Raw genomic sequence first — 24,503 nt, 5'->3', positions numbered from 1 at the left:
ATCGATTTAAATAATATTTCAATAAATATACTATTTGGCTCACCATTAACTATAAGAATAGGTTTACTTTTCATAAATTTTTATATTTTTTTTTATTTTATTAAAATAAATATTTGAATACTGATTAAGCTGCTGATTTGTTGAAGCCTTCACTTTTAATAAAAATTCAGCTTCAATATCTGTTTTCTGTTCCATTGTTTTTTTTTCTTTAACGTTTAAAATCAAAAAACCTCCTGGAACTTGAATTGGATTTGTATATTCATTGTTATCTAAAACATCTATTTGTTTTACAATTTTTTTGTTAATTGAACTCTCATTTATCCATCCTAATTTTCCTCCTACCTTAGCTGAGTCTGAAATACTAAATATTGACGCAGTATTTTCAAAACCATTTTTATTTATACTTTTCTTTATTTTTTCATATATAGCTTTTAATTCATCTTTTGTTTCAGCGTTAAAAATTATTTCATAAAGCAAATAGGAATTTACAAACTGCTTGTTTGTTTCAATTTCATTTTTAATCTTATTTTCATTAATTTTTACTTTTTTTTTATATTTATTTAAAATTAACTGATTCCATAAAGCTTCTTTAGATATTTTTTTTTTTATATCTTTAATATCTATATTTTGAGATTTAAGATAATTAAGAAACTCATCTTTATTTTTAAACCCTATATTTTGGTATATATTAGATATTATATTTTCCAAATAATCTTGATTAATAACAACATTATCCATTTTTGATATTTCTATCTCTTTTATCGTCTCTCTTATTAAAGAAGTTTTTGCAATCTCAAATAACTCATTTTTACTTAAATTTTTTAGACTTGGATTAAGTGTACTTAAATATTTTACTTCATTTTTGATATCAATTTTCGTTATAATTTTATTGTCTATTTTTACTATAATTCTATTTTCAAATGCAAAAACATTTGAGCTTAATAATACAAGAACAATGATAATAAAAATTCTTTTTATGTATTTAAAAAATTTTTTTTGAATCATTACTATTCAATTTTTTGTTCTATACTTGTTATTGGATAAAAACTAATTTTGAAAATTAAATTTTCAGATGGTTTTAAATCACTATCTTCATAAAAAGTTTTATTAAATTGAATTCCAGCTGTTAGACAGTCATTTTTATATTCATAGACTAGGTTGTAATATTCTGTCAAATTGAGCTCTCTATTTCTTCTTGTTTTAAAAGATAAAGAGTTTTTTTCATCAAAATTGAATGAGGTAATATTCTCAAAAATATTTGTATTTCCTAATTCAAAATCCTCTTTAATAAAATTGAATTCTGTAACAAAATTATTTAATGAAAAATTTAGACCAACAGAATTATATGTAAAATTTTCAATTTTGTTATCTGTGGCAAATTGATAATCTAAATTTATATTTTCAGATAAATTAAAATCAACTGAACCAAATATGTTTGAATTTTTTTTATTAAGGGTGGTTTGAGTAGGTATTCTCTCCTCTATATCATCTCTTAAAACACTTGCTAATTTGAAATCTAAATATTTATTATTATCTTCTCTATTTTCAGATCTGTAGTTTATACCAAATGTAAGAGAATTCCCAGACTCTAAACTATCATCTATCCCAAGTCTATTTATATTAAAAATATTATCAGTATTTATTTTTCTTTTGTCTTCTTTGTGATTTTTCATATCACTTGGATTTAATCTTAAAGAAATTCTTGGTATAAGAGTTTGATCTTTCTCAATATTTGATCTCAACAATGGAAGCTCTGAATTTAATTCAATTAAAGATTGGACTTCAAACTGTGGGCTTGATTTGTAGTCTTGAACGTTTTTACCAATACTGTTCAAATTTTTTAAATATAAATTGATATTATTTTTTATACCAATCCCTTCAAATATTTTATCATTAAGTTTAAAACTTACATCATTGATAATTCTAGATTTCAAATTATTAGTCTGATCTAAAACATTGCTACCACTTGAGGAAAAATTTAATGATCCATAATTACTATAAATTGGATTTTGAGTAAATTTATAATAAGGGAAAACATACTGATATCGATCGCTCTTAATTTTGGTTAAATCTTCATTTATCTCAGCACCTCCTGTTAATAAAAAATCGTCATTTTCTAATAATAAATCAAATCCAGATTTAAGCATATCATAGTTTATAGGTCTAATTTTGCTCTCTATAAAATTATCTGAAAATATCTTGATGTAAGTATCTTTGTTAACTCTTTCTAAAAAAAAATTAAAATCACTCACATTGAAATTTTCAAGATTTAGATTTTTTTTAAATTTAGCAAATAGATGGTTGCTATCTTTCTTTTTTTTTGTAGATGAAGATTTAAAGTCATTAACATAACCAAAGTCTAAAATTAAAGATGATCTTTTGTTTTCTTGCCTGTATTCATTTTGAAACAATTGAAATTTTTTTGAATATAAAACTGGATTAAAAGTAAAATCTTTATTTTCAGATATTACATGAAAATAAGGTGTACTGATTGACGAACCTAAAACATTTGAGCTACTTATTTTAGGCATTAAAAAACCAGATTGTCTGTTTACTGTGGGATCTGGATGAAAAAACTTTGGAAAATAAAATACAGGTAAATTATAGAACTTAAGAATTGAATTATCATAAATAATCTTTTTCTTTTTTTTATCGTGCTTAATTAAAGAGGATTCAATACTCCAAGGTGGACAGGTGTCATTTTTTTTACAACTTGTAAAAACAGCTTTTTTTACTGTTGTAATACCATTTTTGTGTTCAGAAGAAACCCCATAAACCCTTGGATCATTTTCTGATCTGTCAAACATATTTTTATTTAATGAAATTTTTGTGGCTCCAGTTTTATAAATTTTATTTTTTAAATCAAAAAAACCATTTTCAAAAAAATAATTATTTCTTTCACTAGGGATTTTATCCATATTTTGGACAATTGAGACTTGAGTACCTTTTAAAAATTCTTTTTGAATTTCATAATGAAATGAATTTAAGTTATATAATGAATTATTATCATCCCTAATTTCAGTTTTATTTGATGAAAAGAACTCCATATTTTTTTTGTTGAAGGTTATATTGCTAGATTTGAAAACATATTTAGATGATATTTTTGCCTCAGTTTTTCCCTCTGAATATATTTTTTCTAATTTTTTAAAATATGTAATTGTATTAGTTTTAATTATAATTTCTTTAAGTGGATCATCAAATTTTACATTTCCATTTGCTATAATTTTTTCTTCCTTTTTAAAATAATCGACTTCATCAGCAGAAATAGTTAAATTTTTCTTTAAATCAATAATTTTTACATTTCCTTTAGCAATAATTTGATTTTGTTTTTTGAAATAAAATATTTTGTCTGCAAATATATTTAAATTTCTTTTTTGATCTTTAATTACAACTTTGCCTACACCCTCTATTTCTTCTTTTTTTTTTATGTATGAAATTTTATCAGCGTTTATAACAATTTCTTTTATGTTATCATTGTATATTACATTTTTTGTTGCAATAAGATGAGTTAAAATTTTATTATATTCAAAGTTTTCAGCTAATATTGAAATTCCATCATCAGTGATCGCTTCTCCACCATTATAACCTTTTAAAATATTTCCATTATCGGTTATTTCAATTTCTGTTATATTTAAATTTATTAGTTCATCAGAACTAGAATGTATATTTATGGTTAAACTCAAAAATATATATAAAAAAAATTTTATTAATTTATTTTTCATTGAATTTAAGAGTCATTAGAGCAATTATAAAAGATAACAATAACAAAGGTGTCCAAATAGAAACTATATAGTTTATTTTTTCTGTTGTTCCCAAGACATTAAATAAATTATTTAAATAATATATAATAACACAAAAAAATAAACCAATTAAGATTTTCAATATATCGTTTTTGTATTTTTTGCTATTAATCATTATTACACTTGAGAATATAGTCATTAATACCAAATATATAGGATATGAAATTATTTTTTGTATTTGTATATTCACTTCAATTGTAGAGTAGTTTAATAATTCATAGTTTTTTTTAAGTTCTATTAATTCTAAAAAAGAAAGTGATGAGAGATTAGAAAATAAACTATTTATTCTCTCTGAATTAAAATTAGAATAAATTATTATTTTCTCTTTCTTCTCTTTTATATTATTTGTGAAGATTTCAGGGTCAATAACAATCCAATTATTTTCTTTAATATCAATTTTATTACTTTTAATGTTTCTAATAACTTCAAAATCTGAATTAAACTCTGTAATAAAATTATCAAAAAGAAAATTTTGATTAATTTTTGACGAATTTACTATTAGGATTTTATCATTATGCTTGTCTCTTATCCAAAGACCATTTTTGTTAATAACAGCCAGGTATTTACTATCTTTTGTGTAATCAGATTTTAACTCAAAATAAAAATTTTTTAGATTTGAAGAGGCATTATAAAATATACTTACTATAATAATACCAACTAAAAAAGTAACCGCGCTAGTTATGAATAGAATTTTTGAATTTTTTAAACCACTGTATTTAAAAATTAGAATTTCGTTATTTGCAAACAGCTTAATATAAAATAACTGAGTTGATATTAAAAAAATGAAAGGAAATATTTCAAAGAGCATTGCTGGTGAATTAAGAAGTGATAAATAGACAGGAAAAAAAATACTAATATTTATTTCTTTAAAAAATTCTAATTCAGTCAGAAGATTTATAATAAATACTAAACTAAATATTATTAATAATACATAGAAAAAAGAATTTAAAAAAACATTTATAAGAAATTTAATGTAAGTTTTCATTTAATATTTTTAAATTTAATTTTTTGTAAAAAATAACAATATAATAATAATGTTAAAAATATCGGAATTAGAAATAATAATAAATTATTTTGAAATGATTTATTAACAAATCTTAAGGTTGACTCTGAAAAAATAATTATAAAAAAACCAAATAAAAAAATAATTAATCTATATCTTGTATAATTAATTTTTTCCTTAGATTGGATTATTAATAGTAATGCTATTAACATTAATGCTGGAAGATAAAGTGGTATTACAATTCTTTTATATAATTCTGCAACAATATTATTTAAATTTTTATATTCACAATTTCTTACTATTTTTTTTATTTTTTCTATTTCAAGCAAATTTTTTTGAATTAATTTATCAACACAAGTAATTAGTTCTGAAGTTTTATGTTCTTGTGTTTTTTTTACAGTGATTGTGTTAGCTGAAAATTCCGATAGATTGAACTTAGATTTTGAAAAACTAAAATTTGTTATTTTGTCGTTTACTGAACTTGTGGTTTCGCCATCATAAAGTTCAAAGAAAGGATTTTTTTCATTGTTTTTAAATTTACCTTTTTTTGCATAAGTAATTTGAAAATTATTTTCGTTTATTTCTCTTTTAATATAAATATTGTTATAATTTCCATTATCGTCTTTACTTTCCGAGTAAATTGTTAAATCACTTATTGATGCATTAAATTTTTTAACTTTAATAAAATTATCCACAAAATTAAAATCAGAGATTCTTAATATTGATCTAGCCATATTTTGTGTTTTAGGAACTAGTATTGAAGTCAACAAAATTTGAAGAATTAATAAAATTATTGAAAAAAATAAAAAAAAGTTAACAAAGTTAATTTTTTGAACTCCAAAATTCCAATAAATCATTAATTCATTATTCAATTCATATTTTGCGATTATGTAAGAAAAACTGAAAAAAAAGGCAAAAGGAAATATTTTACTTATTATTTTTGGAAAATTTAACAATGAATAACTAAAATACACCATTGAGTCTCTTCCGTCATCGGTCATGATATCTAGGTAGTTTACTGCTTGCATAACCCAAATAATAACACTTGCACTAAATATACTTATTAGAAAAAAAATAAGGCAATCGGATAAAAATTTTCTATAAATAATTTTTTTCATTGAAATATGGTATTTTTATTCCTATATAGCACTCATCTCGTATAGAGTGTATTTAAAATTTTATGTCTATCAAAATTAATTATAAAATTGGTTTATCTAAAAACAAATCATTTAATTCAATCCTATTTGTTGATGAAAAATTCAATTTATCTAGGTTAAAGAATTACTTATCAAGTTCTGAATATTCTTATATTTTAGATTTATTACAAACAAAAGATCTTAAAAAAGAAATTTTATCATTTGATTTTAATTCAAAAAAAAAAATAATTTTAGTCTCTTTAAAAAAAAATATTAAAAACAATGAAATTGAAAATTTAGGTGCAAAATTTTATGATGAATTTAAAAGTTTAAAACAAAGTGAATTTAGTTTAAATTCAGATATAATTTCTCTGAATTCTAACGACATAATAAGCCATTTTTTACATGGATTAAGGTTAAAGTCTTATTCGTTTGAAAAATACAAATCAAAAAAGAATAAAAATAAAATTTCTATAACAGTTTTTGGTAAAAAGAAAATATCATTCAATAATAAGGTTAAATTTAGAGCTATTGAGGAGGGAACTTTTTATACGAGAGATCTGGTTTCAGAGCCAGGAAATATCTTGCATCCTGATGAATATGCTAAACGTATTTATACTCTTAAAAAATTTGGATTAAAAATAAATATATATGATGAAAAGAAATTAAAAAAACTTGGCATGAATACATTACTTGGTGTTGGTCAAGGAAGTGTTAGAGGATCTTATTTAGTTACCATGGAATGGAATGGTGCTAAAAATAAATCTAAACCTTTGGCTTTTGTTGGCAAAGGTGTTTGTTTTGATACAGGTGGGATATCATTAAAACCTGCAAAATTTATGGAAGATATGACATATGATATGGCTGGTTCTGCTGTTGTTGTGGGATTGATGAAAAGTTTGGCCCTTAGAAAGGCAAAAATAAATGCTGTAGGCGTAGTAGGGCTCGTAGAAAATATGCCAGGTGGTAATGCACAAAGACCAGGAGATATAGTAAAGTCCTATAGCGGTAAAACAGTTGAAATATTAAACACCGATGCAGAGGGAAGATTAGTGCTTGCAGATGCATTAACTTACACAGAGGAAAAATTTAAACCAAAATTCATAGTTGATTTGGCCACTTTAACAGGAGCAATTATAGTTTCACTTGGATCAGAGTATGCTGGGTTATTTTCTAATGACAATAAGTTATCTAATCAATTGATTAATGCAGGTGAACAGGTTGAAGAAAAAGTTTGGAGAATGCCTCTAAATAAAAATTTTGATAAGCTAATAGACTCCAAAAACGCAGACATGCAAAATATAAATTACGTTGGTGGAGCTGGATCTACGACCGCTGCTCAATTTTTACAAAGATTCATTTTGAATAAAACACCATGGGCTCATTTAGATATAGCTGGAATGGCATTTTCAAAATATGGAGGTGCACTAAATTCAGGTGGTGCAACAGGTTATGGAGTAAGATTATTAAATAAACTAATAGAGGATTATTATGAGTAATTTAGAACAAACTTTATCAATAATTAAACCAGATGCAGTGGAAAGAAATCTAGAGAACGAAATTAAAGAAATTTTTAAAGCTAATAGTTTTACAATTTTAAAAGAAAAAAAAATCCAAATTGAAAAATCAGAAGCTGAAAAGTTTTATAAAGTTCATGAAACTAAACCGTTTTATAATGATTTATGTGACTATTTATCATCAGGTCCTATTGTTGTAATGGTTCTTGAAAAAGAGAATGCAGTTTTAGGAAATAGAGAATTAATGGGTGCTACAAATCCAGAAGATGCAGAAGAAGGAACTATTAGAAAAAAATATGGGATTTCAATAGACAAAAACTCTGTTCATGGATCAGATAGTGTTGAAAATGCTAAAATTGAAATAGATTTTTTCTTTAAAGATTAAAAACTTTTAAAATAGCTTCTGGGTAAAGTTTATGCTCTTGAACTAAAATTTTTTTAGCAAGAGAGGACTCTGTATCTTTTTTTGAAATTTTTACTTTTTTTTGTAGAATAATTTTTCCCGAGTCTAATCTAGCGTTTACAAAATGAACAGTGCATCCAGAGTATTTTTCCTTATTATTCAATACTCTTTGGTGAGTGTTTAATCCTTTATACTTAGGCAGTAAAGAGGGGTGTATATTTAAAATTTTTCCTTGAAATTTATTTATAAAATTTTTTGACAAAATTTTCATAAATCCAGCTAGACATATCATTTTAATATTATTTTTTTTTAAGATAGAAAGTAGCTTATTTTCACTTAATTTTTTGTTTTCAAAATTTAAAACTTTTTTTTTAATTTTAAACTTTTTGGCATACTTTAAACCCTTTGCCTTAGAGTTATTTGAAACAATAAAATTAATTGATATGGGAGATAATTTAGTTTTAGAAAATTTAATTAAAGATTTTAAATTACTGCCTGTCCCTGAAATAAATACAGCTGTTCTGATTCTATCTATTCCAGTCGATATAACCATTTAACTTAACTTTGTTTTTACCATTTAAAATTTTTCCAATAACATATGGTTTGTACTCTTTTGAAAAAAAGCTGCTTATTTTTTTAAAATTTTTGCTTTCAACAATAATACAAAAACCAACTCCACAATTAAATGTTTTAAGCATTTCTTTATCAGAAATTCCATTATTTTTAAGCCAATTAAATATTTTAGAAGTTTTAATTTTATCTAAACTTATGTGTGCAGATAGCTTATCTGGTATAATTCTTTTAATATTGTCAGATAAACCTCCACCAGTTATATTTGCACAGCCATTGATTAAGTTGTTATTTATCAAATTCATTATTTCTTTAACATATATTTTTGTTGGTTTTAGAAGTTCAGATTTTAAAAATATATTTTTTTTAATATTTATTTTTTTTTGTTTTAATAAATATCTTACAAGAGAATACCCGTTAGAATGTAAACCGCTTGAAGGAATTGCAACTATAAGATTATTTTTTTTTATTTTATCTTTATTTAAAATTCTATCCTTTCCCACAACTCCTACAGCAAAACCTGCGATATCGAATTTACCTTTTTCATATGTACCTGGCATTTCAGCAGTCTCTCCACCAACCAATTCACATTCTGATTGATCGCAGCCTCTGTTAATTCCTTTTATAATTGCTTTAAGTTTTTTAATATCTATTTTATTTATTGAAATATAATCTAAAAAAATTAAAGGCTTAGCACCTTGAACAATTAAATCATTTACACTCATTGCAACTAGATCAATACCAATGGTATCAAATTTATTTAATGTATTAGCAATTTCAACTTTAGTTCCCACGCCATCAGTACAAGCGACGATTCTAGGTTGCTTAATATTACCTGGTATATTTGTGATTGAACCAAACCCTCCTATATTAGAGAACTTTTTTTTGCCTCTTTTTTTTGCTGAAACTGTAGAAATGAAATCAACAAACTTGTCTGCAGCTCTAATATTAACTCCACTTTTTTTATAGGTAAATTTTTTTTTATTCATTAATATGTTTTATGAAATTTATTTCTCTGCTCAGTAATTTAAAGCTTTTATATAATTTTTTATTATTTCTTGCTTTAATAAATATTTTCTTTTCCACAGGAAAAAGTCATTCAAAGACATTTTCTATAAATGATATTGAAATATCAACACCTTTTGAAATAAATTTTAATAAAAATGAAATTATTGATGAAGGATTTGTAAAGGCATTTAATGAACTTATTTTGTCAATTGTCCAAAGTAAAGATCAGGTAAAATTAAAAAATACATCAATTAATCAAATTAAGGGCATGATAGAAACCTTCTCAATAAAGGAAGAAAAGTTTATTGATGAAATTTATTATCTTGCCATAAATGTTTCATTTAATAAAAAAAATATATTTGATTTATTAGAAAAGAAAAATATTTTTCCATCTTTACCTGTTAAAAAAGATTTTTTATTCATCCCCGTACTTGTTGATCAAAATAAAAATCAAGTTTTAATGTTCTCTGAGAACAAGTTATTTTCCAGTTGGAATTTAAATAATAAAAAATACAGTCTTTTAAATTATATCCTACCTACCGAAGATTTAGATGATTTTAGATTGATAAAACAGAATATTAATATTTTAGAAAATTATGACTTCAAAGAAATTATAAATAAATACAATATAAATGACCACATTATTATGATTGTGTTTAAGGATAATAATAAAGTAAGAGTATTTAATAAAATTTTTTTTAATGAAAATAATAATTTAAAAAATTTAAATTTTACCGAGGTTAATTTTGACAACGAAAAAGAATTATTTGAATTTATTGACAATTTAAAATTAGTCTACGAAGATTTTTGGAAATCACAAAATCAAATCAATACTTCAGTAAAGTTTTCTTTAAATATTTCTATTGATAATTCTAATAATATAAAAATTAATAAATTTGAAAAAATTTTATCTGATATGGATCTGATATATAATTTTTCAATTTATAAGTTCAATAATCGAAATAATTTTTATAAAGTTATTTTTAATGGAACACCTGATAAGTTTTTAGAAATAATGAGTGATCAAAATTATGATTTTGAAATTAAAAATAAAATTTGGGTTTTAAATGACAAATCTTAATCAACAAATACTTAAATTTGATTATGACCAAAATTTTAAAGATTTGGACTTCTATGTTACAAACAGCAACGAACACTCTTATAGACTTCTAAATAGTTGGCCAAAATGGGATAAAAATTTTATAAACTTAATAGGTGAAACATTTTCAGGAAAAAGTCATTTAATAAATATATTTTTAGAAAAGTATAGAGGAATTAAAATTAATGCAGAAAATATTAATAATGACTTTCTTAAACAAATTAAAATGTATGAAAATATTATTGTTGAGGATTTAACTGAAAAAATAAATGAAAACTTATTATTTACACTTATAAATGTAATTGATCAGTATAATAAGTACTTAATAGTAACCTCAAAAAAACCAATAGTTGATTTTAAGTTTAAATTAAATGATCTTAATTCAAGATCTACTAATTTTATTTTATCTCAAATTGAAAAACCAGGTGACGATTTAATTTATGCATTAATATTAAAAAATCTTTCTGATCGTCAAATATCAATAGACCAAAAACTTATTGAATTTATAATTAAGAGAATTGATAGAACTTATGGTAAAATTTCTGATTTCATATATAAAATCGACGAAATTAGTTTAAAAAGAAAGAAACCAATCGATTTTAAAATTATAAAAGAAGCATTAGAGGTTTAATTGAATAAATATAGAACACATAAATGTAATGAGTTAAGAAAAGAGGATGTAGATAAAAAAATTTCTCTTTCAGGCTGGATAAATAAAAAAAGAGACCATGGGAATTTGTTATTCATTGATTTAAGAGATAATTATGGAATTACCCAATGTATAATTGATAAAGATAACAAATATTTTTCTGATTTAGAAAAAATGCAATTAGAAACTGTAATTAAAGTTGAGGGAAAAGTAGTTAATAGATCTAAAGAAACAATTAATTCTGAAATAGATTCAGGCGAAATAGAGATTGTTATTGACAATTATGAAGTTCTAGGGACTTGTAAGGAACTACCTATGCCAATCTTCAGTGATCAAGAATATGCTGAAGAAATAAGATTAAAATATAGATTTTTAGATTTAAGAAGAAAAAAAATTCATGAAAACATTATTTTAAGATCTAAAGTTATTTCATACATCAGAAATGAAATGACTAAATTAGGTTTTTTAGAATTTCAAACACCAATTTTAACCTCTTCTAGTCCAGAGGGTGCTAGAGATTTTTTAGTGCCTAGTCGTTTAAATCCTGGAAAATTTTATGCATTACCTCAAGCCCCTCAACAATTTAAACAATTAATAATGGTTTCAGGTTTTGACAGATATTTTCAAATTGCACCTTGTTTCAGAGATGAAGATGCGAGAGCGGACCGAAGTCCTGGAGAATTTTATCAATTAGATTTAGAAATGTCATTTGTTGAGCAGGAAGATGTATTCAATGTAGTTGAGAAATTAATGGTTAATACATTTAAAAATTTTTCTACTAAAAAACTGATGTTTGATAAATTTCCAAAGATTTCATACAAGGAAGCAATGCTTAAATACGGTACTGATAAACCAGATTTAAGAAACCCACTTATTGTAAATGATATAACCAAAATTTTTACAAGAGAAGATGTTTCATTTGAAATATTTAAAAAATTAGTAAAATTTGGATCTAAAGTAAGATGTATTATCACAAAAAATACGAAAGATAAGCCAAGAAGTTTTTTTGATAATATTGATAAATGGGCAAAAGAAGAAGGTGCATCTGGTTTAGCTTATTTTACTTTTGAAAAAGATAAAGATATCTTAGCAAAAGGCCCTATAGGAAAATTTTTTTCTCAAGGTGCATTGGTTGAAATCATGAAAATAACGAACTGTGAAATAGGGGACAGTATTTTCATGGCTTGTGGAAAACAAGACGAATTAGAAAAAATTACTGCGTTAGCAAGAGATAAAATTGCAAAAGATCTAGATTTAATCGACGAAAATGTTTTCGCATTTTGTTGGATTGTAGACTATCCAATGTTTGAAAAAGATGAAGCAACAAATAAGATTGGATTTAGTCACAATCCATTTTCGATGCCTCAAGGTGATTTAAGTGAAAAAGATTTTGAAAACCCGTTAGATATACTTGCCTATCAATATGACATAGTTTGTAATGGTATAGAACTATCTTCTGGAGCAATTAGAAATCATAAACCAGAACTTATGTACAAACTTTTCTCGATTGCAGGATATGATAAAAATCAAGTAGATGAAAAATTTAGTGGTATGATTAATGCACTTAGTTATGGCGCACCACCACACGGAGGAATAGCACCTGGTATTGATAGAATCGTGATGTTACTAGCAAATGAGAAAAATATTAGGGAAGTTACTATGTTTCCAATGAACCAAAACGCAGAAGATTTAATGATGAATGCACCATCTGAAGTAAATCCAGATCAATTGACAGAATTAAATTTAGCTTTAAAAATAAAAAAATAACTTATTTTTTACCTTTTAAACTTATTTTTACATCTGAAAGATCAACTAGATTTTTTTTATAATTATTTCTAACGAAACCTTTACTGGTAATGTCTTTTACAATTTTCAATAATTGATTTTGATCCTCAGAGTTTTGATCCTCTACATTGACGGCATCATTTTGTCCAATAGCTGGAGTATGGGCCAGATCTTCCCTATTTTGATAAGAAATAGCTAATTCTCTGAAAATATAATCCAAAATTGATGTGGCGCTTAAAATTCTATCATTACCATGGACTTTGCCAGACGGTTCGAATTTTGTATCTACAAATGCACTTATAAACTCATCTAAAGGAACACCATATTGAAGGCCTAAAGATACAGCAATTGCAAAATTATTCATTAAAGCTTTAACAAGCTCACCTTCTTTACTGGTATCAATAAATATTTCTCCAATTTTTCCGTCTTCATATTCTCCAGTATGTAGGTAAACTTTGTGGTCACCAATAGTAGCTTTTTGAATATATCCTTTTCTTCTGTCAGGCATGCTAAATCTTTTACCTGACTTCTCGTTAGCTGTTTTTATGTTTGTTAAAACACTTTCTTTATTTATTTCGCTTTTTTTGTCCCTTTCAGTAACTATCTCTATTTTATTATTTTCAAGGACTTTATTGTTTTTTGGATCTAGACTTTTTGTTTTTCTGTTATCAAGTTTTACGTCTAAAACCTCAAATTTACCATCATCTCTTTTTTCTAAATTCTTTAACTCTGCCTCATTAATATCATCTAAAAAATGATTTACCTTAAAAGTACAGGTATAATAAGTTTCAACTAAATACTTTGCCATTTTACCTCAATTTAAATTTTAATTTGAATAATGAATCAATTAATTTATATACATATTCATATTTTAGTCTAATTTAAATTTTACAATTTTTAATTGAAAATATAAAAAAATATTATGTTGACACTTTTAAGAAAAATTTTCACATGGTGGAATCAAGACACTTTTGGAACACGATTAAAAACTATTTTTTATGGAAAACTAGTTGGTACTGATGAGCTAGGTAATAAATACTACGAGAGTAAAAATGGAAAAAGATGGGTTATCTATTCAAGTACGATTGACGCATCAAAAATTCCTGTTGAATGGTACTCTTGGATACATTTTACACCAAATAAAATTGAGAAAAAACATACCTTAGAAAAATATGAATGGCAAAAACCTCATCAAGAAAATTTAACAGGGACTGACGCAGCATATTATCCAAATAAGAATAAAGATGGTATTAAAAAGAAATACTCAAGTTGGAAAGAATAATTTTAAATTAGTCTATTTAGTTTTTTTATTTTATTTTTGTTTATTTTTAAACTTAAATGCAAAAAGTAATTTAGAGGGGACTTTTACTGATATAAAAATTTTGGATAAAATAAGTTCTAAAAATACCTTACTTAAACTTAAAAATGGAAAATTAATAAAGTTTAAAGATTTATCAATTAAAAGTTTGAAATGTAAAAATTCAGAATTTGATGATAATCCAGAAATAACCGCCTATATACAAGTTCGAGATCTGACCAATAAAAACAATGATGAAGTTTTTGTTTTTAATGGTTGGATGTTTTCATCAAGTCCATCAATTACACCTTTTGATCATCCTGTTTATGATGTTTGGCTTGTAAGCTGTTATTAAATAATTGGGTCTTTATCTAGCCAACTTACATTAAAATCTGAATTAATAAATTTTTTGTGATTTAGTAATTTTTTATGAAGAGGAATAGTTGTAGTAATACCTTCAATAACAAACTCATCTAACGATCTATTCATTCTTTGAATAGCCTCAGTTCGATTTCTTCCATGACAAATTAATTTACATACCATGCTATCATAGTAGGGAGTTACTTTGTAACCTTGGAATATAGCTCCATCTACTCTGGTTCTAAAACCAGAAGGCTGGTGGCACATTGTTATTAATCCAGGAGATGGTTGAAAATTTTTGCTTGCATCTTCAGCGTTTATTCTGCACTCAATTGCATGTCCTCTTGGATTGACATCACTTTGTTTTAATGCTGTTTCCTCTGAAAAAGCAATCCAAATTTGTTCTTTAATTATATCTATACCAGTAACCATTTCAGTTACAGGATGTTCAACTTGAACTCTTGTATTCATTTCTAGAAAATAAAATTTTCCGTCTTCATAAATAAATTCAACAGTTCCAGCACCCATATAACCAATTTTGGCAACCATATTTACTGTTTTTTCAAACAAATCTTTTCTTATTTCATTATTTAATACTGGACTCGGTGTTTCTTCTATTAACTTTTGATGTCTTCTTTGAACAGAACAATCTCTTTCATGAAGGTGAACAGCTCTATTTTTTCCAGCTAATATTTGAACCTCAATATGTCTAGGATTTTGGAAAAATTTTTCAATGTAAACTTCATCATTACCAAAGTATTTCTTTGCTTCAGATTTAGCGGTTGAAAACAACGTTTCAAATTCTTCTTGCTTGTCAACTATTTTCATACCTTTACCTCCACCTCCACCTGAGGCTTTAATTAAGACAGGAAAACCAATTTTTTTACAAAGTTCCTTTGCTTCAGAAACATCTTTTACACCACCTTCTGAACCCTCAATAACAGGTAATCCATTTTCTTTAGCTATTCTTTTTGCTTGGATTTTATCACCCATCATTTCAATATGTTTTGATGAGGCTCCTATAAAAGTAATCTTATTCTCCTCTAAAATTTTTGCAAAGTTTGCATTTTCAGAAAGAAAGCCATAGCCGGGATGTACTGCGTCAGCATTAGTAAGCTCTATAGCTGACATTAAAGCAGGAATATTTAAATAACTATTTGCAGGTTGATGTGAACCAATACAGACACTTTCATCTGCCATCCTTACGTGCATACTTTCTCGATCTACATCTGAGTGAACAGCTACAGTGGATATTCCCCATTCTTTACAAGCCCTAATAATTCTAACCGCAATTTCCCCACGGTTTGCAATTAAAATTTTTTTAAACATTATTTATTCTAGGATAATAAGGGTTTGACCAAATTCAACAGGTTGACCGTCTTCAACACAAATTTCTTTTACTACACCATCTGCTGTTGAAGGAACATGATTCATGGTTTTCATTGCCTCAACAATCATTATTGTATCACCTTTTTTAATTTTTTTTCCAATCTCAACAAATTTTTTTGCACCTGGTTCTGGAGCATGATAGGCAGTTCCAATTATAGGTGAAGTAATTTCAGTTCCTGATTTAATATTTTGAGTTTGAGTAGGTGCTGAACTTGATGCAGGAGATGAGGACGAAGTAACTTGAGGTTGATTACTTATTGAAACATTATTTTTTGATACTTTAATTTTTGTATCCTTTTCAGTTATCTCTATTTCAGTAAGATTAAATTCTTTTAAATAATCACTTAACTCTTTAATTATTTTTTTATCTATTTTCATTATGCAAGGTCTTTTGTAATGAAATTATGGCCAAAATATATCCTTCAGCCCCTAATCCAAAAATTCCTCCAGTTACCACATCACTTATAAGTGATTTATGTCTAAATTCTTCTCTTTTATAAATATTAGATAAATGTAGCTCGATTATTGGTTTTTTAAATAAATCTAGAGCATCTCTTATAGCTACAGAGGTATGGGTAAATGCAGCAGCATTTATAATCATTCCATCAAATTTTTTCCTAGCATCTTGAATAATGTTAACAAGCTCTCCTTCAACATTAGATTGAGCAAATTCAACATCAATACCAATTTCTTTTGCTTTTTTGGAACAATTTTCTTTAAGTTGTTCATATGTAGTTGATCCATATTGTGATTGTTCTCTTTCTCCTAATAGATTAAGATTTGGACCGTTAATAATAATTATTTTATTATTCATTCAGCACTTATATACGATGAAAAAAATAAAAAAAATAAAAATCAAAATAAATGGTAAAATCAAATCTATAATTCAAGATTCTAATCTCTCTATGGTGTTAAAAAATCTAAAAATACCATTAAATAAAGTAGCTATTGAGCTTAATGAGGAAATAATAGATAAAAAAAAAATTAATAAAATAAAATTAAATAGAAATGATAAAATTGAAATAGTTCATTTTATTGGAGGCGGTTAATTTGAAAAAAGATAGTCTGATTATTGCAAATAAAAAATTTAATTCCAGATTAATTGTTGGAACAGGAAAATACAAAAGTATGTCTGAATGTGCAAAAGCAATTAAACTTTCAGGAGCAGAAATTATAACCGTTGCTGTAAGAAGAGTTAATATATCAGATAAAAATAAACCTTTGCTTATGGATTATATTGATCCAAAAAAAATCACATATTTACCCAATACTGCTGGATGTTTTAATTCAAAGGAAGCTTTAAGAACTTTGAGATTAGCAAGAGAAATAGGTGGTTGGAAGTTAGTTAAATTAGAAGTTTTAGGAGATAAAAAAAATTTATTTCCAGATATGATTGAAACTTTAAAATCTACAGAAGTTCTCGCTAAAGAAGGTTTTAAGGTTATGGTTTATTGTAACGATGATCCTTTAATGGCTAAGCGTTTAGAGAATTCAGGTGCTGAAGCTATTATGCCTCTAGCAGCACCAATTGGATCAGGACTAGGCATTCAAAATAAAGTCAATATTCAAATAATGAGAAAACAAACCAAACTTCCATTAATTATAGATGCTGGTTTAGGTCAAGCTTCAGACGCTACAATTGCAATGGAATTAGGTTGTGATGGAGTACTTGTTAACACTGCTATAGCAAAAGCAAAAAAACCTTTTGAAATGGCTCTAGCTTTCAAAAATGCAGTTATTGCAGGAAGACAATCTTACAAATCTGGAAGAATTGATAAAATTTTAATGGGCAATCCATCCTCACCATCAAAAGGAATTATTTAGTTTTTTTATAATATTTTTTTTTACTATATTTTTTTTTAATAATTTTTTTATTATCTTTTTTTTCTGAAAATTTATCTTCTTTATTTTGTGTTTCTAAATTTTTTAATTTTTCGTAATATTCTATTAATTCAATCGTTTTTTTTGATTTATTTTTAATATCTATTATGTACTCAGGAATAATTAAAGAATTGTCACTGATAATGTCAATTTTCATTTTATTTTTTTTTTCAAAATAAGTTAAGTCATTAATAAAATTTTCTTTAAGGAAATCTGAAATTTTCTTACAAACTTTTAATTCAACAAATTTAGCTTTGTTAATTACTGCTTTTAACTCAACAATTTTTAAAAGTTTTTGAGCAAAAGACTCATCAGTTAAAGTAACTTTCCATTTAATTGCACTTTCTCTTAGTCTTTGTCTTGACATTTCCAAAAGACCAAAATTACTTATTTTTCCAATTTGAATTCTCGCTCTATCTGATCTACATTTCTCTTTAAGTTTTCTTTCTACCAATCTCCTGTTTCCATAACTCAGCATGTCAATAAAATCTATTATGATTAAACCTGACAAATCTCTTATCTTTATTTGTCTTGCAATTTCCTCTGAAGCTTCGATGTTTGTGTCTAAAGCAGTGCTTTCAACATTTTTTCCTTTTATTGAACTTCCAGAATTTATATCAATAGAAACTAAAGCCTCTGTAGGGTTAATAACCAAATATCCTCCAGATTTAAGTTTAATTTCTGAGTCAAATATTTGATTTAACTTTTGTTCAATATTTTCTTGAATAAATAGTGGAATTTTTCCTCTATATTTTTTTACTTTTTTCAGATTTGATGGCATCATAGTTTTCATGAATGATTGAGCTTTTTTATAACCCTCGTTACCTTCTACAATTATTTTTTGGGTATTTTCGTCATACATATCTCTTAAAGTTCTTTTAATTATTTCACTTTCTTGATGAATTAAAGAGGGAGCAATAGAGTTTATTGCATTTTCTTTTATTTGACTCCAAGAATTAATCAAAGTTGTTAAATCACTACTTATTTCATTTTTTGTTTTATTACTTCCAGCAGTTCTGACAATTAATCCCATCTCTTTAGGTATTTCAATTTCATTTAAAATTGTTCTTATTTTTTTTCTATCAGCAGGATTAAATATTTTTCTTGATATACCTCCTCCTTTAGGAGTGTTTGGCATTAAAACAATATATTTTCCTGCAATGGAAATGAAAGTACTTAATGCTGCACCTTTTTGCCCTCTTTCGTCTTTAATGACTTGTACAAGAATTACTTGATTAGGCTTAATTACTTCTTGAATTTTATACCTTTTAAATTTTAATCTATGCTCCTTTTTTTTTTCTTCTTCACCTAAATTTTCTTTTTCAGAAATATTTTCTTTATTATTTGGATCCTCTTCTGTTTGCTCTTCCGATATCTTTTCTATAGGATCATCAACTTCTAACTTTCCTTTAGCAATATTTTCCTCTTCTTTAGCTTGAACTTTTCTTGAAAGTTCCTCTCTAGCCTTTTCTTCCTCTTCTTTAATTTTTTCTAAATCAGCTTTTGGAATTTGATAATAATCTGATTGTATGTCATTAAAGGATAAAAACCCATGCCTCTCTCTTCCAAAATCAACGAAAGCAGCTTGCAATGATGGTTCTATTCTACTTACTTTTCCTAAATAGATATTATTTTTAATTAAGTTATTTTTTAAACCTTCGTATTCGTAATCTTCAATATTTTCGCCTGATTTAAGAACAACTCTAGTTTCGTTTGGATGCGAAGCATCAATATATAAATTTTTTTCCATAATTTTGTGAATTTTAATTTCATTATTAGTTTATTATTTAAAATTTTGTTTAATTTTCTTGCCATATCTTTAACAAATTCCAAGATATAATGAAATTAAAATGAATAAATTTTTAAGAATTATCTTTATTTTAACAACGTCTTTTATAATTTTATCAGCAATTTTGATAATAAGTATCTTGTGGACTTATTCTAACGATCTAGCAGATTATAAATTTCTTAAAAATTATAAACCTCCTGTTTCCAGTAAAGTTTACTCTGGTAATGGTGATTTAGTTGCAGATTTTTCAAAGCAAAAAAGAGTATTTGTTCCATTTAATTCAATTCCAAAAAATGTAATTAACGCATTTTTATCTGCTGAGGACAAAAATTTTTTTAAACATCCGGGTGTTGATGCCAAAGGTGTTATTAGAGCAGTAATAAATAATATCTCAAATATTTTGTCATCTAAAAGGTTAGAGGGAGCATCTACAATTACCCAACAGGTAGCAAAAAATTTTTTATTAACAAATGAAGTAAGTTTTAATAGGAAAATAAAGGAAGCAATACTAGCTTTTAGAATAGAGAGAGCTTTATCTAAAGAAAGAATTCTAGAACTTTACCTAAATCAAATTTATCTTGGAAGTGGAGCTTATGGAGTAGCTGCTGCAAGCTTAGAATATTTTGATAAATCTATTAAAGATTTAAATTACTCAGAGGCTGCTTTATTAGCAGCTTTACCAAAAGCACCTAGTAGATATAATCCCTATAGAGATCCAGATATAGCAAAATTTAGAAGAAATTTAGTTTTAAAAAACTTATTAGATAATAATTATTTAACATTAGAATGGTATGAAAAACTTACAAAAGAAGAAATAATTTTAAAAAAAAATAAAAAAATTTTTTTAGAAGATGCTCAATATTTTATTGAGGATGTTAGAAAGAGTGTAATTGAAACTTTAACCTATGACAAAGTTTATAAACAAGGTTTTAATATTAATACTCCAATAGATTTAAATTTACAAACAATTGCAACAAAATCACTTAGAGATGGATTAGTAGCATATGATAAAAGAAAGGGATGGAGAGGACCACTTGCTAACAAGATTTATAATTCGGAATGGAAAAAAGATTTAGAAAAATATAAATTAGAAAATTCAATTAATTGGAAATTAGCAATAGTCAAAAATATAAATAAATTTTCAGCTGAAGTAGAAACAGAGGATAATATTAAAGGTACTATTGAATATCAGAATATTTCTTGGACTAAGAAAGAATTTAGTGAATTATTAAAACCTGGTGATGTTGTTTATGTTAAAAATGTTGGAGAAAATACTTTCAATTTACAACAATTACCAAAAGTAAATGGTGGGATTGTAGTGATGGATCCATTTACTGGAAGAGTTTTAGCACTAAGTGGTGGTTTTAGTTTTAAACAAAGTGAATTTAACAGAGCAACTCAAGCTAAAAGACAGCCTGGATCAGCTTTTAAACCATTTGTTTATGCATTAGCCTTAGAGAATAATTTTACACCAACATCATTAGTTCTAGATGCACCAATGGTTTTAGACCAAGGAGATGATTTAAAAATGTGGAAACCAGAAAATTATGGAAAAAAATTTTATGGACCTTCGACTTTAAGGACTGGATTGGAGAAATCTAGAAATTTAATGACAGTAAGAATAGCCCAAAATCTAGGTGTAGAGAAAATAGTTGATTTTTCAAAAGCATTAAAAATTTACGATAATCCAGAAGAGCTTTTATCTATATCTTTGGGATCTGCTGAAACAACTTTATTAAAACTTACATCTGCTTATTCAGTTTTTGTTAATGGAGGAAAACTTGTTGAACCAATATTGATAGATAGAATTCAAGACAGTGAGGGAAACACTATTTTTAATAATGATAAAAGAAAATGTATTAACTGTGATCAAATTTCTTATTTAACTAACGATTATCCAGAGATTAAAAATAATTACACACAAATTTTTTCTCCAGAAACAGCTTTTCAAATGACATCAATTTTAGAAGGAGTTATTCAAAGAGGTACAGCTAAAAAACTTAAAGAATTAAAATTAAATATTGCAGGTAAAACTGGAACAACAAATAAAAATACAGATACATGGTTTATAGGTTTTACCTCAAATTTGTTAGTTGGAGTTTATGTGGGCTCAGATAACCCAACTCCATTAGGAAAATATGAAACAGGATCTAAAACTGCTTTGCCAATATTCAAAAATTTTATAAGTGATTCTGTTAACAAATATGATGCAAGACCATTTAAGGCTGCTAAAGGAACAGTCATGATGGTTGTTGATCCTTTAACAGGTCAAAAAGCAAAATTTAACTCAAAGAATACTATTATTGAGGTTTTTAAAAAAGAAAATGTAGTTGATGGAAAAGTACTTTATACAAATTCAGATAGATTAGACCCAAATAATATATTAAAGTTTTATTAATGGATAATAATTATCAAAATTTTAAAGAAGAAGTTGAAAAGATAAATCAAAAAATACAGGAGTATCTTTGAAAAAAATAATATCTATTCAAAACTGCAATCTTTAAATTCACAAATGCTAAGTGCCGATTTTTGGCAAGATAAAAATAATTCTCAAATAGTTATTAAAGAAAAGAAATTTTATGAAGATTTAACTAATTCTTTAAATAATAATGTTGAGAAATTAAAAGATTTAGATGATTTGTATCAACTGGCGCTTGAAGAAGAAAATTTGCAAGTTCAAAAAGAAGTTTTACAAAATATAAAAGACTTAAGAAGTGAAGTTAAAAAAAATGAAATTAAATGTTTTTTATCTAATGAAGCAGATTCTTTAAATTGTTATATAGAAATACATGCTGGCGCTGGAGGCACAGAAAGTCAAGATTGGGCTGATATGCTGAGAAGAATGTATTTAAAATGGTCCGATAAAAAAAATTTTAAATCAAGTTTAATTAGTGAACATAGAGGTGACGAGGCTGGAATAAAGTCTGCAACAATTAAAATAGATGGTGACTATGTTTTTGGATGGTTAAAAAAAGAGTCGGGAATACATAGATTAGTTAGGATATCTCCATTTGACTCTGGAGCAAGAAGACACACCAGTTTTGCAAGTGTTTGGATTTACCCAGTCGTGGATGAAAACATAAATATTGAAATTTTAGAAAAAGATTTAAGAATAGATACCTATCGTTCCAGTGGAGCAGGTGGCCAGCACGTTAATACTACTGATAGTGCAGTTAGAATAACACACATTCCATCAAAAATTGTTGTTCAATGTCAAAATGAAAGATCTCAACATAAAAATAAAGAAACATGCATAAATATGTTGAAAGCAAGATTATATGATTATGAAATTAAAAAAAGAGAGGAAGAAAATCAAAATGTTGAAAATTCTAAATCAGATATAGGGTGGGGCCATCAAATTAGATCTTATGTTCTTCAACCCTACAGACTTGTAAAAGATAATAGAACTAGTTTTGAAAGCACTAGTCCAGACAAAGTATTAGATGGCGATCTTGATGAATTTTTGGAACAATCACTTTATAAATTAAATGAAAAATAATTTCTTAAAATATTTTACTTTGCTTTTTTCAGTGTTAGTTATTTCGATAGTTTACCTCAGCACTGTGGGTATAGAGACAGATAAATTCAATGATCAAATTAAAAAAAGAGTATTACTAATAAATAAAAAGATAGATATAGACTTAAAAAAAATTAAATTAACTCTAGATCCTTTTAGGCTAAAAATTTTTGCAAAAACAGTTGGTACCACAGTATATTTTGCAAAAAGACCTTTAGCATTAGAAAGCATTAAAACGCAAGTTTCGCTTAATTCTTTAATTAAAAATAAGATTTCATCATCAAATATAGAGTTAAAAACTAAGTCTATATTATTAAATGATTTAATTAAATTTATTCGTACAACAACCAACAAACCTGAATTATTAATATTAGAAAAAATTGTAAAAAAAGGTCACATAATTATAGATCTAAGTTTGAACATCGATGAAAATGGCAAACTTAAAAATGATTATATCATTGAAGGTTTGATTAAAGATGGAAGTATTAATTTTTTAGACAGGGCTATTTTTAAAAATATAAATTTTAACTTCAATTTTCAAAAAGATAATTATGATTTTTATGAAATAAATTTTAAAACTGAAGAAGTAAATTTTATTTCAAAAAAACTTAACGTAAAAAAGAAAAAAAACAGCTTTTTAATTGATGCTATTGTAGAAAATGATCAATCAAGTTTAAATTCAAATATATTAAATTTATTAAATTTAAATTTTGAAAATATAATTGTTGATGATGCTAAATTCAAAACAAATAATGAATTTTCTCTAGAAATAGATGAAAAATTTAAAGTTAAAAATATTATTTTAAATTCTGATATAAATATTACACAACTAAAATATAAAAATTTAAAAATAATTAATAAATATTTTTCAGAAGTCGATGATATAATTTTACTAGATAATCATAAATTAAATTTAAATTATAAGGATAAAAATTTATCAATCAACGGCGGGGGGCAAATTCAAATAAATACTGGAGAAATAGATGAAATTAAATATTTTATAAATAAAAAAGATAAGGATTTAAGAATAGATTCAGAAATATTTTTAAAAAATATAGTTTTAGAGCAGCAAGATTTTTTAAAAATTTTCTTCCCTCAAGCTAATGAAAATATAAATTTTAATAATCATAAATTAAAAATTAATTTTAACAATAATACTCTAACTTTTTCAGGTTCTGGAAAATTTAAAATTGATAAAGATTTTGATGAAATTGATTATTTCATTGAGAAAAATGATAATAAATTAAGTTTTTAATACTAATTTAAATGTAAAAAATACAAAATTTAAAATTGATAATAT

Annotated in this window: 23 protein-coding genes; 12 read left to right on the top strand and 11 right to left on the bottom strand. The window is 25.4% G+C overall.

What is annotated here, in order from left to right; all coding sequences use genetic code 11:
* Window positions 1-63: 63 nt before the first annotated feature.
* From ACTT9X_RS06990 to ACTT9X_RS06975, 4 genes are read right to left on the bottom strand one after another with little or no spacing between them, the layout of a single operon-like run.
* Window positions 64-1,005 carry a peptidylprolyl isomerase gene (locus ACTT9X_RS06990; RefSeq protein WP_440934914.1) on the bottom strand — a complete coding sequence of 314 codons (942 nt, stop codon included), beginning with the start codon at window positions 1,003-1,005 and terminating at the stop codon, window positions 64-66.
* 2 nt (window positions 1,006-1,007) lie between these two features.
* Window positions 1,008-3,722, bottom strand: a complete 2,715-nt coding sequence (gene lptD / locus ACTT9X_RS06985; RefSeq protein WP_440934913.1) for an LPS assembly protein LptD — start codon at window positions 3,720-3,722, stop codon at window positions 1,008-1,010.
* Window positions 3,712-4,785: an LptF/LptG family permease gene (locus ACTT9X_RS06980; protein ID WP_440934912.1), complete on the bottom strand. Its 1,074-nt coding sequence runs from the start codon at window positions 4,783-4,785 to the stop codon at window positions 3,712-3,714. The genes lptD and ACTT9X_RS06980 overlap by 11 nt, the downstream gene beginning before the upstream one ends.
* Window positions 4,782-5,921: an LptF/LptG family permease gene (locus tag ACTT9X_RS06975; protein WP_440934911.1), complete on the bottom strand. Its 1,140-nt coding sequence runs from the start codon at window positions 5,919-5,921 to the stop codon at window positions 4,782-4,784. Before ACTT9X_RS06975 ends, ACTT9X_RS06980 begins: the two co-directional genes overlap by 4 nt.
* Before the next feature lie 62 nt (window positions 5,922-5,983).
* On the opposite strand from ACTT9X_RS06975, the gene ACTT9X_RS06970 reads away from it, so the two are divergent.
* Window positions 5,984-7,438, top strand: coding sequence for a leucyl aminopeptidase (locus ACTT9X_RS06970; protein ID WP_440934910.1), 1,455 nt, complete (start codon window positions 5,984-5,986; stop codon window positions 7,436-7,438).
* Window positions 7,431-7,841, top strand: coding sequence for a nucleoside-diphosphate kinase (ndk, locus tag ACTT9X_RS06965; protein ID WP_440934909.1), 411 nt, complete (start codon window positions 7,431-7,433; stop codon window positions 7,839-7,841). The genes ACTT9X_RS06970 and ndk overlap by 8 nt, the downstream gene beginning before the upstream one ends.
* Here the strand turns inward: ndk and purN are convergent.
* The gene (gene purN, locus ACTT9X_RS06960) at window positions 7,831-8,412 is read right to left on the bottom strand and encodes a phosphoribosylglycinamide formyltransferase (protein ID WP_440934908.1); all 582 of its coding nucleotides are present in this window, start codon (window positions 8,410-8,412) and stop codon (window positions 7,831-7,833) included. The genes ndk and purN overlap by 11 nt on opposite strands.
* Window positions 8,387-9,418, bottom strand: a complete 1,032-nt coding sequence (gene purM, locus ACTT9X_RS06955; RefSeq protein WP_440934907.1) for a phosphoribosylformylglycinamidine cyclo-ligase — start codon at window positions 9,416-9,418, stop codon at window positions 8,387-8,389. The genes purN and purM overlap by 26 nt, the downstream gene beginning before the upstream one ends.
* An 11-nt stretch (window positions 9,419-9,429) precedes the next feature.
* Here purM and ACTT9X_RS06950 point away from each other — a divergent pair, with 11 nt between their 5' ends.
* The 3 genes from ACTT9X_RS06950 to aspS are packed head-to-tail and all read left to right on the top strand — an operon-like array spanning window position 9,430 to window position 12,952.
* On the top strand, window positions 9,430-10,518 hold the full coding sequence (locus tag ACTT9X_RS06950; RefSeq protein ID WP_440934906.1) for a hypothetical protein: 1,089 nt from the start codon (window positions 9,430-9,432) through the stop codon (window positions 10,516-10,518).
* Entirely contained in the window at window positions 10,505-11,167 is a 663-nt protein-coding gene (locus tag ACTT9X_RS06945; RefSeq protein ID WP_440934905.1) for a DNA replication protein, read from the top strand. The genes ACTT9X_RS06950 and ACTT9X_RS06945 overlap by 14 nt, the downstream gene beginning before the upstream one ends.
* The gene (gene aspS / locus ACTT9X_RS06940; protein ID WP_440934904.1) at window positions 11,168-12,952 is read left to right on the top strand and encodes an aspartate--tRNA ligase; all 1,785 of its coding nucleotides are present in this window, start codon (window positions 11,168-11,170) and stop codon (window positions 12,950-12,952) included.
* A gap of 1 nt (window position 12,953) precedes the next feature.
* Here the strand turns inward: aspS and ACTT9X_RS06935 are convergent, their stop codons facing one another.
* Window positions 12,954-13,778, bottom strand: coding sequence for a TSCPD domain-containing protein (locus tag ACTT9X_RS06935; RefSeq protein WP_440934903.1), 825 nt, complete (start codon window positions 13,776-13,778; stop codon window positions 12,954-12,956).
* Between the two features lie 114 nt (window positions 13,779-13,892).
* Between ACTT9X_RS06935 and ACTT9X_RS06930 the strand changes: the two genes are divergently transcribed.
* Both ACTT9X_RS06930 and ACTT9X_RS06925 read left to right on the top strand, forming a co-directional pair.
* Window positions 13,893-14,252, top strand: a complete 360-nt coding sequence (locus ACTT9X_RS06930; protein ID WP_440934902.1) for an NADH-ubiquinone oxidoreductase subunit NDUFA12 family protein — start codon at window positions 13,893-13,895, stop codon at window positions 14,250-14,252.
* Complete coding sequence (locus ACTT9X_RS06925; protein ID WP_440934901.1) at window positions 14,215-14,622, top strand: DUF2155 domain-containing protein; 408 nt, start codon at window positions 14,215-14,217, stop codon at window positions 14,620-14,622. Before ACTT9X_RS06930 ends, ACTT9X_RS06925 begins: the two co-directional genes overlap by 38 nt.
* Here ACTT9X_RS06925 and accC read toward each other — a convergent pair.
* Genes accC through aroQ form a run of 3 tightly spaced genes read right to left on the bottom strand, consistent with a single transcriptional unit; the run spans window position 14,619 to window position 16,830 of the window.
* On the bottom strand, window positions 14,619-15,956 hold the full coding sequence (accC, locus tag ACTT9X_RS06920; protein WP_440934900.1) for an acetyl-CoA carboxylase biotin carboxylase subunit: 1,338 nt from the start codon (window positions 15,954-15,956) through the stop codon (window positions 14,619-14,621). The two genes, ACTT9X_RS06925 and accC, sit on opposite strands and share 4 nt — an antisense overlap.
* 3 nt (window positions 15,957-15,959) lie before the next feature.
* On the bottom strand, window positions 15,960-16,394 hold the full coding sequence (gene accB, locus ACTT9X_RS06915; protein ID WP_440934899.1) for an acetyl-CoA carboxylase biotin carboxyl carrier protein: 435 nt from the start codon (window positions 16,392-16,394) through the stop codon (window positions 15,960-15,962).
* Window positions 16,381-16,830 (bottom strand): type II 3-dehydroquinate dehydratase, encoded by a 450-nt coding sequence (aroQ, locus tag ACTT9X_RS06910; protein ID WP_440934898.1) that lies wholly within the window; start codon window positions 16,828-16,830, stop codon window positions 16,381-16,383. Before aroQ ends, accB begins: the two co-directional genes overlap by 14 nt.
* 16 nt (window positions 16,831-16,846) lie before the next feature.
* On the opposite strand from aroQ, the gene thiS reads away from it, so the two are divergent.
* Window positions 16,847-17,065 carry a sulfur carrier protein ThiS gene (gene thiS / locus ACTT9X_RS06905; protein WP_440934897.1) on the top strand — a complete coding sequence of 73 codons (219 nt, stop codon included), beginning with the start codon at window positions 16,847-16,849 and terminating at the stop codon, window positions 17,063-17,065.
* A gap of 1 nt (window position 17,066) precedes the next feature.
* On the top strand, window positions 17,067-17,840 hold the full coding sequence (locus ACTT9X_RS06900; protein WP_440934896.1) for a thiazole synthase: 774 nt from the start codon (window positions 17,067-17,069) through the stop codon (window positions 17,838-17,840).
* Here the strand turns inward: ACTT9X_RS06900 and ACTT9X_RS06895 are convergent.
* The gene (locus ACTT9X_RS06895; RefSeq protein ID WP_440934895.1) at window positions 17,833-19,647 is read right to left on the bottom strand and encodes an Rne/Rng family ribonuclease; all 1,815 of its coding nucleotides are present in this window, start codon (window positions 19,645-19,647) and stop codon (window positions 17,833-17,835) included. The two genes, ACTT9X_RS06900 and ACTT9X_RS06895, sit on opposite strands and share 8 nt — an antisense overlap.
* 100 nt (window positions 19,648-19,747) lie before the next feature.
* Between ACTT9X_RS06895 and ACTT9X_RS06890 the strand changes: the two genes are divergently transcribed.
* The 3 genes from ACTT9X_RS06890 to ACTT9X_RS06880 all read left to right on the top strand — a co-directional run bounded on the left by ACTT9X_RS06890 (window position 19,748) and on the right by ACTT9X_RS06880 (window position 24,458).
* On the top strand, window positions 19,748-22,084 hold the full coding sequence (locus ACTT9X_RS06890; RefSeq protein ID WP_440934894.1) for a penicillin-binding protein 1A: 2,337 nt from the start codon (window positions 19,748-19,750) through the stop codon (window positions 22,082-22,084).
* Window positions 22,084-23,185, top strand: a protein-coding gene (gene prfB / locus ACTT9X_RS06885; protein WP_440934893.1) for a peptide chain release factor 2 whose coding sequence is annotated in 2 segments (ribosomal slippage) — window positions 22,084-22,152 and window positions 22,154-23,185 — 1,101 coding nt in all. Because the reading frame shifts where the segments join, the coding sequence is not laid out codon by codon here. Before ACTT9X_RS06890 ends, prfB begins: the two co-directional genes overlap by 1 nt.
* Complete coding sequence (locus ACTT9X_RS06880) at window positions 23,175-24,458, top strand: hypothetical protein (protein ID WP_440934892.1); 1,284 nt, start codon at window positions 23,175-23,177, stop codon at window positions 24,456-24,458. The genes prfB and ACTT9X_RS06880 overlap by 11 nt, the downstream gene beginning before the upstream one ends.
* Window positions 24,459-24,503: the final 45 nt, after the last annotated feature.

Source organism: Candidatus Pelagibacter sp. (genome assembly GCF_052049855.1).
Classification (GTDB): Bacteria; Pseudomonadota; Alphaproteobacteria; order Pelagibacterales; family Pelagibacteraceae; genus Pelagibacter.
Note: the sequence above shows the minus strand (reverse complement) of the source record. Positions and strands in the feature narration are given on the sequence as shown.